At 61.0% G+C, this 11,831-nt stretch carries 8 protein-coding genes and 1 riboswitch; of the genes, 4 read left to right on the top strand and 4 right to left on the bottom strand.

Annotated features, from left to right (window positions below):
- Positions 1-3 precede the first annotated feature (3 nt).
- Positions 4-801, bottom strand: a complete 798-nt coding sequence (locus ACP7B1_RS20050) for a hypothetical protein (RefSeq protein WP_346305206.1) — start codon at positions 799-801, stop codon at positions 4-6.
- A 380-nt stretch (positions 802-1,181) separates the two neighbouring features.
- Between ACP7B1_RS20050 and cysD the strand changes: the two genes are divergently transcribed.
- The 3 genes from cysD to cysQ are packed head-to-tail and all read left to right on the top strand — an operon-like array spanning position 1,182 to position 4,841.
- Positions 1,182-2,087: a sulfate adenylyltransferase subunit CysD gene (cysD, locus tag ACP7B1_RS20045; RefSeq protein WP_223611473.1), complete on the top strand. Its 906-nt coding sequence runs from the start codon at positions 1,182-1,184 to the stop codon at positions 2,085-2,087.
- A complete protein-coding gene (cysN, locus tag ACP7B1_RS20040; RefSeq protein ID WP_426137216.1) occupies positions 2,087-4,024 on the top strand; it encodes a sulfate adenylyltransferase subunit CysN in 1,938 nt (645 codons plus the stop codon). Before cysD ends, cysN begins: the two co-directional genes overlap by 1 nt.
- Before the next feature lie 4 nt (positions 4,025-4,028).
- The gene (cysQ, locus tag ACP7B1_RS20035; RefSeq protein WP_346305536.1) at positions 4,029-4,841 is read left to right on the top strand and encodes a 3'(2'),5'-bisphosphate nucleotidase CysQ; all 813 of its coding nucleotides are present in this window, start codon (positions 4,029-4,031) and stop codon (positions 4,839-4,841) included.
- A 173-nt stretch (positions 4,842-5,014) separates the two neighbouring features.
- Here cysQ and ACP7B1_RS20030 read toward each other — a convergent pair whose 3' ends face one another.
- From ACP7B1_RS20030 to ACP7B1_RS20020, 3 genes are read right to left on the bottom strand one after another with little or no spacing between them, the layout of a single operon-like run.
- Positions 5,015-6,001: a FecCD family ABC transporter permease gene (locus ACP7B1_RS20030; RefSeq protein WP_346305541.1), complete on the bottom strand. Its 987-nt coding sequence runs from the start codon at positions 5,999-6,001 to the stop codon at positions 5,015-5,017.
- Positions 6,002-6,034: 33 nt separating this feature from the next.
- Entirely contained in the window at positions 6,035-6,982 is a 948-nt protein-coding gene (locus ACP7B1_RS20025) for an ABC transporter substrate-binding protein (protein ID WP_346305537.1), read from the bottom strand.
- Positions 6,982-7,788 (bottom strand): ABC transporter ATP-binding protein, encoded by an 807-nt coding sequence (locus tag ACP7B1_RS20020; protein WP_346305538.1) that lies wholly within the window; start codon positions 7,786-7,788, stop codon positions 6,982-6,984. Before ACP7B1_RS20020 ends, ACP7B1_RS20025 begins: the two co-directional genes overlap by 1 nt.
- Positions 7,789-8,107: 319 nt before the next feature.
- A riboswitch (cobalamin riboswitch) is annotated at positions 8,108-8,320 on the bottom strand.
- Positions 8,321-8,475: 155 nt separating this feature from the next.
- Between ACP7B1_RS20020 and ACP7B1_RS20015 the strand changes: the two genes are divergently transcribed.
- A complete protein-coding gene (locus ACP7B1_RS20015; RefSeq protein WP_346305539.1) occupies positions 8,476-11,796 on the top strand; it encodes a transglutaminase family protein in 3,321 nt (1,106 codons plus the stop codon).
- Positions 11,797-11,831 lie beyond the last annotated feature (35 nt).

The following is an 11,831-nucleotide window of genomic DNA, read 5'->3' as shown; positions in this document are numbered from 1 at the left end:
ACCTTACAGATAATCCGCGACGCGGTTGGCAGCCCAGTGGTAAAAACTGCCGGGAACAAGCGGCTGGTTGGTCGGGTCTTTCTTGTGGACGTGGAAGCCGATGAAATCCGGATGGTCGAGCGGTTCCAGTCCATAAGCCGGGTCAAAGATCCGCAAGGCATCGCGCGCCGTCCAGTAGTAGAAATTTTCCTTCGGCGCGGCATCCTTGAAGAAACCGTAACGCTTGGCCATGCGCGAAATGCCGTCATTGGCGAAGGCCGTGATGCCAATGGTGGCCGGGGTTACCTTCTGTCCGGTCATGCGGAACCATGCGGGGCGCATGACGCGGCGGCGAAAGCCCAGCCATGGCGGAACCACGACTGTTCCTTCCATATAGGCGTCGAACTCGCCGATGACGGGATTGTCCGGCGGCAGGTACATCGCCGATACGCCGAGGCGGAAGTGGTTTTCCCGGGCGAGGTAAGGCTTGTCAGTCGCCGGATGAAACTGCTTCATCAGATATATGTCGGTATCGAGCCAAAGGCCCTGCTGTTTCTTCATCAATGTGACGCGAAACAGGTCGCTGAACTGGGATACGACGTGGCCGGCATTCTCGATATCGGGAAAATCCGGGTCGATGCGCCGAAGATATTTTTTGTCCAGTATCGGCGCCGCATCGCAAATCTCGATGCCCTTGGGAAGGTTTGCGATCTCGTCGAACGCGTAGAGTTTCACCCGCTGTCCGGTCATCACCATCGATGCCAGACAGACCCGGTCCACCTCCCGAAGGCGCGGGCCATACCAGAAGGTGCAAATATCCATGAACTATTCCAGCGGAAAAAATTGTTAAAGTGCCAGTCCATCTATGAGAGTTGCTGATCCTGGTCAATCGCATTGTTAGACTAAAGTCGTAGACGTTTGGCCGCATTTCAACGACGCAAAACGTGAGGGAAGACACGGCCGGGTAGCGGAAATCAGAGTGGATCAATTTTCCACGGATCCGCATTTTTAAAAAAGCCGGACTCCCGCATTCCGCTTCGCTGGAATGAAGTTCTTTCATTCATTGTTGCGGCAGCAATAAATTGGCGCGAATTTGCCCCGGGTTGTGAAACCATCCTTTTCTTCCGGCGACGCGTTCCACTATGGTTGCCGCTCGTATCGGCACATCGTAAGACGCCGAAAAACAGTGGACAGTGATTTTCATGACCAAGAGCCTGACGCACCTTCAGCGTCTTGAAGCCGAAGCGATCCATATTTTCCGCGAGGTTGCCGCAACATTCACCAAGCCGGTGATGCTGTATTCGATCGGCAAGGATTCCTCCGTGATGCTGCATCTGGCGATGAAGGCCTTTTATCCGGCCAAACCGCCGTTTCCGTTCCTGCATGTGGATACCACGTGGAAATTCAAGGAGATGATCGCGTTTCGTGATTCAGAAGCGAAACGTCTCGGCTTCGACCTGCTGCTGCACAGCAACCAGGATGGCATCGACCAGGGCATCAGCCCCTTCGTGCATGGATCGAACACCCATACCCATATCATGAAGACTGTCGCCCTGCGGCAGGCGCTTGACAAATACGGCTTCGACGCGGCCTTCGGCGGCGCGCGGCGCGACGAAGAGAAGTCGCGGGCCAAGGAGCGCATTTTCTCCTTCCGCAACGCGCAGCATTCCTGGGACCCGAAGAACCAGCGCCCGGAAATGTGGAAGATCTACAACACGCGGGTCGCCAAGGGCGAATCCATCCGCGTTTTCCCGATCTCTAACTGGACCGAGCTCGACGTCTGGCAGTACATCCTGCAGGAGAACATCCCGATCGTTCCGCTCTACTACGCCGCCAAGCGGCCGGTGGTGGAGCGCGACGGCATGCTGATCATGCGCGATGACGAACGCATGCAGCTGCTGCCCGGCGAAAAGCTGCAGGAGAAGCTTGTTCGCTTTCGCACGCTCGGATGCTATCCCTTGACCGGTGCGATTGAATCCGATGCGGTGACCTTGCCGGAAATCGTCAGCGAAATGCTGATCGCCCGCACCTCCGAACGGCAGGGCCGCATGATCGACAAGGATGAAGCCGGTTCGATGGAGAAGAAGAAGCGCGAGGGCTATTTCTGATGAACACCGTTGCCCCGATCGAGGCTTCCGCCGCCGAGGAAATCCGCGCTTACATGGCCGAACAGGAAAAGAAGTCGCTGCTGCGCTTTCTCACCTGCGGTTCGGTCGATGACGGCAAGTCGACGCTGATCGGCCGTCTGCTCTACGACACCAAGCTGATCTTCGAGGATCAGCTGGCCGCCCTGCAGAACGACAGCCGCAAACATGGCACCAATGGCGAGGATATCGATTTTGCGCTGCTGGTCGATGGTCTTGAAGCCGAGCGCGAGCAGGGCATCACCATCGATGTCGCCTACCGCTTCTTCTCCACGCCCAAGCGCAAGTTCATCGTCGCCGACACGCCCGGCCACGAGCAATATACCCGCAACATGGCGACCGGTGCCTCCACCGCCGATCTTGCCATCGTGCTTGTCGACGCGCGGCAGGGTATCCTGCGGCAGACACGCCGCCACAGTTTCATCGCCTCGCTGCTCGGCATCCGCAACATCGTTCTGGCCATCAACAAGATCGATCTCGTCGATTACTCCCAGACCATTTTTGACAGGATTGTCGCCGACTACCAGGACTTTGCCGGCAAGCTCGGTTTCCAGTCGATCCAGCCCATTCCGCTTTCGGCCCGCTTCGGCGACAATGTGATTTCCGCCTCCGCCAACATGCCCTGGTACAAGGGCCCGGCGCTGCTCGAACATCTCGAAGACGTGCCGCTTGCCGATGCGGATGAGGAGCGCCCGTTCCGGTTCCCGGTGCAATATGTCAACCGGCCCAATCTCGACTTCCGCGGCTTCTCCGGCACCATCGCCTCCGGTGTCGTGTCACCGGGAGACGAGGTGGTCGTCGCCAAATCAGGCAAGTCCTCGCGGGTCAAGCGTGTGGTGACGCTGGACGGCGACCTTGACCGGGCTGTCGAAGGGCAGGCGGTCACGCTGGTGCTGGAGGACGAGGTCGAGGTATCGCGCGGCAACATGCTGGTGGCACCCGGTGCCCGGCCCGAGGTGGCGGACCAGTTTGCCGCGCATCTCGTCTGGTTTGCCGAACATGCGCTGATCCCCGGCCGTTCCTATATCCTGCGCACGGAGACCGATCAGGCGACAGCCACGATCACCGATCTCAAATACCGAATCGATATCAACAGCTTCGCCCAGGAAGCGGCCAAATCGCTTGACCTGAATGAGGTCGGCGTTGTCAATATTTCAACGCAGGAGCCGATTGCCTTCGACCCCTACAAGTCGAACCGCTCGACCGGGTCGTTCATACTGATCGACCGTCTGACCAATGCGACGGTCGGCGCCGGCATGATCGATTTCGGCCTGCGCCGCGCATCGAACGTGCATTGGCAGGCGCTGGATGTCAGCAAGGCATCGCGCGCCGACCAGAAGAACCAGAAGCCGGCGGTGATATGGTTCACGGGCCTGTCCGGTTCGGGCAAGTCGACGGTCGCCAATCTCGTTGAAAAACGCCTGTCGTCGCTCGGCAAGCACACCTATATTCTCGATGGCGACAATGTGCGCCATGGGCTCAACCGCGACCTTGGCTTCACCGAAGAGGACCGGGTGGAAAACATCCGCCGCGTCGGTGAGATGGCCAAGCTGATGGTGGATGCGGGCCTGATCGTGCTGGTCTCGTTCATTTCGCCGTTCCGTTCGGAGCGCCGCATGGTGCGCGAGTTGCTGGCCGATGGCGAGTTCCTCGAAATCTTCGTCGATACGCCGTTCGAGGAATGCGCGCGGCGTGACCCGAAGGGGCTCTACGCCAAGGCACTGCGCGGCGAGATCAAGAATTTCACCGGCGTCGACTCGCCCTATGAAGCGCCGGAGAATCCGGAACTGCATCTGCACACGGTCGGCCGCACGACGGAGGCACTTGCCTCGGAGGTGGAAAAGCTGCTGGTCGAGCACGGCATCATCTTCAATTACGATCAAAGCTCGTGGTCGATTTAAGGGCATGACCATCACCCTCCCGCCCCTCGATCATGCCGCCCTGCTTGCCGCCCTGGAAACAGCGGCCATTGCCGCCGGGCAGGAAATCCTGCGCATTTACGCTGATGGTTGTGATTTCGCGCTGAAGGATGACCAGTCGCCGGTCACGGAAGCCGATCACGCCGCCGAAGCCATCATCCTGGCGGCTCTGCGCAGGGCGACGCCTGACATACCCGTCGTGGCGGAAGAGGAAATCTCCGGCGGCCACGTGCCCGGCGATCTCGGCGCGCGCTTCTATCTGGTGGATCCGCTCGACGGAACACGGGAATTTGTCAGCCGCAACGGTGATTTCACCGTCAACATCGCGCTGATCGAAAACGCAGCGCCCGTTCTCGGCGTTGTCTATGCCCCCGTCCGCGGTGTGCTGTTCACGGGCGGCACTGCCGGCGCGCAGGAAGTTGCTATCGGCGAGGGCGGTGCGGTCACCGCGCGCAAAGCCATCGGCTGCCGCACCAGTCCGGACGACCTCATTGCCGTTGCCAGCCGCTCGCACCGCACGCCGGAAACCGATGCCTATCTGGAAAAATTCCGTATTGCCGACTGTGTGTCCGTCGGATCGTCACTGAAATTCGGCCTGCTTGCACGCGGCGAGGCGGATATCTATCCGCGTTTCGGCCGGACCATGGAATGGGATACGGCGGCGGGCGATGCGGTCCTGCGCGCTGCCGGAGGCATAACCCTGACGCTGGATGGCAATCCGCTCACCTATGGCCGCCGCAATCAGGCCGACGACGCCGATTTCGCCAATCCGGATTTCGTGGCCTGGGGAAAGCTATAGTCTGATCGCAATGACATTTGCGTGGTGCGTGGTTCGACAAGCTCACCATGAGGGATGTGGATTGGTGCAAGATCAATCGCGAAGGTTGCAGAGTGTAATTCCCTGCGATCCACGCCCTCCCTCATGGTGAGCTTGTCGAACCACGCACCGCGCTGTTGCCATCCGATCGCCGGTTACCCTGGTCGCTTCCTCAACAGGATCGTCACCACAAAAAACGCGCCGATGGAACTGGTAACGATACCGATGGGTAATTCCTGCGGCGCCAGCAACAGACGGGCCGCGAGGTCGCTGAGCAGGATCAGCAGGGCGCCGAGCACGGCGCAGGTGACGATCAGTCCCGCATGCAGCTGCCCGGAAAAACGCCGGGCAATGTGCGGGATCATCAGGCCGACAAAGCCGATGACACCAGCCACCGAGACAAAGATCGCGGTGGAGAAGGCGCAGACGATGAACACCGTGTTGCGCAGGCGCGTCACCCTTATGCCAAGGCTTTCCGCCGTGTTTTCGCCAGCCAGCAGGGCATCGAGATTGCGGTGGTTGTAGAGGGCGTAGACCAGGATGGCGGCAAGCCCGGTGAGGGCGAGCGGCAGGTTCTCCCAGCGGGCAAGGCCAAGGCCGCCGAGCGTCCAGAACATCACCGAATGCGCGGCGCGCTGGTCGCCGGCAAACACCATATAGTTGGTGAGCGCAGCAAACAGGAACGAGACGGCAAGGCCCGCCAGGATCAGCCGCTCCGGCCCCTGTCCCTGCACGCGCCGCACCAGCATCAGCACGACGATGGCCGCCAGCATGCCGCCGCTGAAGGCGGCAATCGGCAGCGTCCAGATGCCGAAGCGGTCGCCGATGACCGTAATCACCGAGACTGCTCCCGCCGCCGCACCATTGGAAAGGCCGAACAGGAACGGATCGGCGAGATCGTTGCGGGTAACGGTCTGCAGCAGCGCGCCGATAATGCCGAGCCCCGCGCCGACGCAGATCGCAAGGATGACCCGCGGCAGGCGCAGATCGACGATGATCTTGCCGACCGGGCCATTGACGACGGTATCGGAGAGACCGGCGGCATGGGCGAGGGCGCGCAGGACATCGCCGAGCGGAATGACCGTTGCCCCATAGGCAATCGACACGAGGGCGAGGGCCAGAATGGCCATCACCCCAGTCATCAGTGTCAGATGCTGACGGAAAGGCAGATGCACTCAGAATGCTTCCGGATGCATGGCCTTGGCCATCTTGGCGATGGCCTCGATATTGGCCGGTCCGGGCGTCAGTTCCGCATAGCGCAGGGCGACGAAGCGGTTGTTTTTGACCGCATCGGTTTCCTTCATTGCCGGATGGGATTTGAGGAAGTCGAGCAGCTTCTGGTAACCCGCATCATCCTGATAATCGAGGAGGACGAGGAATTCCGGATTGCGCGTCGCCACGGTTTCCCACGAAGTAGTGCCCCAGCTGGTGTCGAGATCGGTCATGATGTTGGTGCCGCCGGCTTCGCTGATCATCGCTGTCGGAATGGCAAACTTGCCTGCCGTAAACGGCTTGTCCTCGCCGGAATCATAGAGGAAGACGCGGGTGCCGCTCTTGTCACCGATCTTGGTCTTGATCGCGGCAAGTTCTGTCTTCCAGCCGCTGACGAGTTTATTTGCCTCATCTTCCTTGCCGAAGATTTTGCCGAGCTTTTCCATGTCGCCATAGAGCAGGTCCATGGTGGCGGCGGGCCGGGACTTGTCGAGATGAACGCAGCTTTCGGTCAGTTCAAGCGTCTTGATGCCATGCGGCGCAAGCGTGTCGGGGGTGACTTCACCGCCCGGCTTCATGCCGTAATTCCAGCCGGCGAAGAAGAAATCCGGTTCCGCCGCAATGAGATTTTCAAGGGTCGGATATTTCGGCGCAAGCTCGGGAATGGCGCCCAGCTGCTTCTTGAAGGCGTCGTCGAGCTTGTACCAGCCGGTAATGCCCGAAACCCCGACCATCGAGGATTGCAGGTGCAGGGCGAAGGCCATTTCGCTCATGTTGATGTCCTGGATGACCGCGCGCTTTGGCGCGGCCTCGAAGGTGACGGGCTTGCCGCAACTGTCGACCGTCACGGGAAACGCCCATGCGGGGGCGGACAGCGCCGATAAGGCGAGGGCGAGCAGCATTCTTTTCATCAAATTCTCCGTAGCTGAGCAGTTTGTTTTGTGGTTGGTCCGGGTGCTTCGAACACCATGAGGTCGCGATCCTGCGAGGGATGGCGCAGGCGCAGCACATCGAGATCGAAGACATCGCTGACGATGCGCGGCGTCAGCGTTTCGTCGGGCGTGCCGGCGGCGACGAGCTGGGCGGCATGCATGACGGCGACGTGGGTGGCAAACGGCGCCACCAGCGGCAGGTCGTGCAGGACCGCGATGGTTGTCACATCGAGACCGGCGACCAGCGCCAGCAATTCGCTGCGCGCTTTCGGGTCGAGGTGATTGGTGGGTTCGTCGAGAAACAGAATATCCGGCTGCTGGGCGATGGCGCGCGCCAGCTGCACGCGCTGCCTTTCGCCGCCGGAGAGCGAGCCGATGGGACGGCGCGAAAACGCGGCGATCCCGGCGCGGAGCAGGGCTTCCGTCACGATATCCCGGTCTTTCGCCTTGGTTAGGGTGCCCGTGTGCGGGATGCGGCCAAGGGATACATAATCGTCCACCAGCAATTGCGGGTCCGGCATGTCGGTCTGGCCGACGAAGGCAAATCTCCTGGCCCGTTCCTTCGGCGGCAGCCGGTCTATTGCCGTACCGTCGAGATGGACGTTGCCGGAGGAGGGGCGCAGCAGCCCGGCCAGCATGCGCAAAAGCGTGGATTTCCCGGCGCCATTCGGCCCGATGATGGCAAGACGCGCGCCGCGCACGATGTCGAGCGATACCTCATCCACCAGCGTCTGGCCGGCTGTGCGGAACGTCACCTCGTCGGCACGCAGGGCGACATGGCTCATGGGCGGATATCCGTGACTGCAGGCAAGGCACATGGTGTCAAATCCCAACCGGTAAACGTCGTCGCGTCATCGCGGACGCGTCGTTCTCGTATAGTAACGTTATAACATTAGTCAATGCCCGATATGTCATAGCTGCCCCGGCCGCGGCTGGCCGCCGGCGGTCTTGCACGGGGTGCAGAGGATAATCAGGTGGTCGGGTCTTGGCGTGGTCATGCCGGTGCCTTGCCTTGTGGACAAAGGTTAGGGGAACGCGGCCAATGCACCATCGCGACAATGCGGGAGAGGACATCGCATCGCTCCCGGCACACCCCGTCCGGTTCGAATTGTAGATGAGATGGCAGGTCTCCTGGCTCGCGGGTCTCAGCTTCGCCTTGCCTTCCCGACCTTCCGGTCAGTGGCACGTCAGGCATCGCTCACCGCTTACAGTTGCGGGGGCAGCCACGGTCTCGGTCCCTTTTGGGTACGCCTCACCGTGTTCCCTTTTCATCTCCCGCGTTGTCGTGCGGAAGAAACCATCGGCGCGGATGCTATGCGTCCAGCCGCGCAGTTGCAAGCACGTTTATGCGGCAATTTTTGCGGCTGCCAAAATTTTTGGCAAATGAAATATTTCAATTGGCCGGTAACTCGTTAGAGTGCGGGGAGCATTTGTGGAACCGCGGTTTTTTTGAATCAGACTTTTGAGGCGATATGGCAATTCACGCAGCAGTCTATCATCTGACGCATTACCGGTATGACCGGCCCATCATGCTCGGGCCGCAGATCATCCGGCTCCAGCCGGCACCCCATTCCCGGACAAAAGTTCTCAGCCATTCCCTGAAAGTCAGTCCGGCCAATCATTTCGTCAACCTGCAGCAGGATCCTTACGGCAATTTCCTCGCCCGCTTCGTCTTTCCCGAACCGGTGACGGAGCTGAAGATCGAGGTCGATCTCGTCGCTGATATGACCGTCTACAATCCATTTGATTTCTTCGTTGAACCGGTCGCCGAGACCTGGCCGTTCAGCTATCCCGAAGAGATCAGCGACGACCTGTCGATCTATATGAAGCCGGAATCGGCAGGACCGCTGGTTTCGGCTTTCCTTGCAACCATCGATCGCAGCCCGACGAACACGGTGAATTTCGTCGTCGATCTCAACGCACGTATCCAGCGCGAGATCGGCTATGTTATCCGCATGGAAACCGGGGTTCAGGAGCCGGACGCCACCTTGAACCTGCGCTCGGGATCGTGCCGGGATTCAAGCTGGCTGCTGGTGCAGGTCCTGCGCAATCTCGGTTTTGCTGCACGGTTCGTCTCCGGCTATCTCATCCAGCTGAAGCCTGATCTTGTCGCCATCGATGGTCCCGCCGGAACGGACAAGGATTTCACCGATCTGCATGCCTGGTGCGAAGTCTATCTGCCGGGGGCGGGCTGGATCGGTCTCGACCCCACCTCCGGGCTTCTGACCGGCGAAAGCCACGTACCGCTTGCCGCCACCCCGCACTATCGCAACGCTGCACCGATTTCCGGCATGGCGGAATTCGCCAATGTGGAATTCGGTTTCGATATGCGGGTGACGCGTGTGTCCGAGCACCCGCGCATCACCAAGCCGTTTTCCGACGAATCCTGGAATGCGCTCGATGCGCTCGGCGAAAAGGTCGACGCGATCCTGAACGAACGGGATGTGCGCCTGACCATGGGCGGCGAGCCCACATTCGTGTCCATCGATGATTTCGAATCGGGCGAATGGAACACCGATGCGGTCGGGCCGACCAAGCGCGAAAAGGCCGACAAACTGATCCGGCGATTGCGTGAGCGTTTTGCGCCGGGCGGTTTTCTGCATTACGGGCAGGGCAAGTGGTATCCGGGCGAAAGCCTGCCGCGCTGGACGTTCTCGCTTTACTGGCGCAAGGACGGCAAGCCGATCTGGGTCAACCCCGATCTGATCGCGCCCGAGAACGGCAAGGCTGACGTCAAGCCGGAAGATGCCGGGAAGCTGCTCGTCGCGTTGGCGCAGGAGCTCGGTGTTGAAGAAGAGATGGTGGCGCCCGCCTATGAAGATCCGGCGGAATGGATCATCAAGGAGGGCAATCTTCCCGACAATGTCGATCCGTCCAACTCCAGGCTGAAAGACCCGGAAGAGCGCAGCCGCATCGCCCGGGTTTTCGAGCGGGGCCTGACCGAGCCGAGCGGTTTTGTCCTGCCGGTGCAGCGCTGGAACAGCCAGGCCTCCGGCCCGCGCTGGCGCAGCGAAAAATGGAAGACGCGGCGCGGCAAGCTGTTCCTGGTGCCGGGCGATTCGCCCGTCGGATACCGCCTTCCGCTCGGCGCCCTGCCGCATGTTCCGGCCTCGGACTATCCCTATATCGTGCCGGTCGATCCGTCGGTGGATCGCGGGGCGCTTCCCGACCCAGCACCGCAGGCGCGTGAGAACATCCTGGCGGTTGCCTCTTTCACCGCGGACGAAGGCAACCAGCAGGAGCGGGTCGAGCAGGAACTGGGGGAAATCGGCGGGGCCGTGCGCACCGCCATATCGGTCGAGCCGCGGGACGGGCGCCTCAGCGTGTTCATGCCGCCGGTGGAGGCGCTCGAGGACTATCTGGAACTGGTTGCGGCGGCGGAAGCTGCGGCGCACAAGCTCGGCCTGCCGGTTCACATCGAAGGTTACAGCCCGCCGCAGGATCACCGCATCAACGTCATCCGCGTTGCGCCCGATCCCGGCGTGATCGAGGTGAATATCCATCCGGCGACTAACTGGCGCGACTGCGTGGCAACCACAACGGCAATCTACGAGGAGGCCCGCCAGACGCGGCTCGGTGCCGACAAATTCATGATCGATGGCCGCCATACCGGTACCGGCGGCGGCAACCATGTGGTGGTCGGCGGCGAAACACCGGCCAACAGCCCGTTCCTGCGCCGTCCTGATCTGCTCAAAAGCCTTGTCCTGCACTGGCAGCGCCATCCGTCGCTGTCCTACCTGTTCTCCGGCCTGTTCATCGGGCCGACCAGCCAGGCACCGCGCATCGACGAGGCGCGGCATGACAGTCTCTACGAGCTGGAGATTGCCCTCTCGCAGGTGCCCCGACCGGGCGAGGGCACACCGCCTTTGCCCTGGCTGGTCGACCGGCTGTTCCGCAATCTGCTGGTGGATGTTACCGGCAATACGCATCGTTCGGAAATCTGCATCGACAAGCTGTTCTCACCCGATGGTCCGACCGGCAGGCTCGGTCTGGTCGAGTTCCGCGGTTTCGAGATGCCGCCCAATGCGCGCATGAGCCTTGCCCAGCAATTGCTGATCCGCGCGCTGATCGCCCGGTTCTGGAACAATCCGATTCAGGGCAGTTTCGTCCGCTGGGGCACGGCACTGCATGACCGTTTCATGCTGTCGGCCTATGTCTGGCAGGATTTCCTCGATGTTCTCGCCGATTTGCGCGAGAACGGCTTTGATTTCCGGCCGGAATGGTTCGAGGCTCAGCTGGAATTCCGCTTCCCCTTCTGTGGGGAAATCGAAAATGAGGGCGTCAAGCTGGAAATCCGGCAGGCACTGGAGCCATGGCATGTGATGGGTGAGCAGGGTGCCATCGGCGGCACGGTGCGTTTCGTCGATTCCTCGGTGGAACGGCTGCAGGTCAAGGTCGACGGCTTCAATCCGGCCCGCTACAGCGTGGCCTGCAACGGGCGCGAGGTGCCGCTGAAGATGACGGACAGCCAGGGCACGGCGGTTGCCGGTGTGCGCTACAAGGCGTGGCAGCCGCGCTCCGGCCTGCATCCGATGATCCCGGTCAACACGCCGCTGGTTTTCGACATTTACGACCAGTGGTCGCAGCGGGCGATCGGCGGTTGCGTCTATCATGTCGCACACCCCGGCGGGCGCAGCTATGATACGTTCCCGGTCAATTCGAACGAGGCCGAGGCGCGCCGGCTGGCGCGTTTCGAGCCGCGCGGCCATACGGCCGGCGGATATGAATTGCGCAGGGAGCAGCCGTCGGGTGAATTTCCGATGACCCTTGATCTGAGAAGGCCGAGGCATTGAGATATGGTTGGCATCATGGCTGTGCGTGGTTCGAC

It is taken from the genome of Phyllobacterium sp. SL163 (genome assembly GCF_049896885.1).
Taxonomy (GTDB): Bacteria; Pseudomonadota; Alphaproteobacteria; order Rhizobiales; family Rhizobiaceae; genus Phyllobacterium; species Phyllobacterium calauticae.
Note: the sequence above shows the minus strand (reverse complement) of the source record. Positions and strands in the feature narration are given on the sequence as shown.

Coding starts and splice junctions, on each gene's coding strand:
- cysQ (WP_346305536.1), top strand. CDS start 4,029: ATGACCATCACCCTCCCGCCCCTCGATCATGCCGCCCTGCTTGCCGCC.
- ACP7B1_RS20025 (WP_346305537.1), bottom strand. CDS start 6,982: ATGAAAAGAATGCTGCTCGCCCTCGCCTTATCGGCGCTGTCCGCCCCC.
- ACP7B1_RS20030 (WP_346305541.1), bottom strand. CDS start 6,001: ATGACTGGGGTGATGGCCATTCTGGCCCTCGCCCTCGTGTCGATTGCC.
- cysN (WP_426137216.1), top strand. CDS start 2,087: ATGAACACCGTTGCCCCGATCGAGGCTTCCGCCGCCGAGGAAATCCGC.
- cysD (WP_223611473.1), top strand. CDS start 1,182: ATGACCAAGAGCCTGACGCACCTTCAGCGTCTTGAAGCCGAAGCGATC.
- ACP7B1_RS20020 (WP_346305538.1), bottom strand. CDS start 7,788: ATGAGCCATGTCGCCCTGCGTGCCGACGAGGTGACGTTCCGCACAGCC.
- ACP7B1_RS20050 (WP_346305206.1), bottom strand. CDS start 801: ATGGATATTTGCACCTTCTGGTATGGCCCGCGCCTTCGGGAGGTGGAC.
- ACP7B1_RS20015 (WP_346305539.1), top strand. CDS start 8,476: ATGGCAATTCACGCAGCAGTCTATCATCTGACGCATTACCGGTATGAC.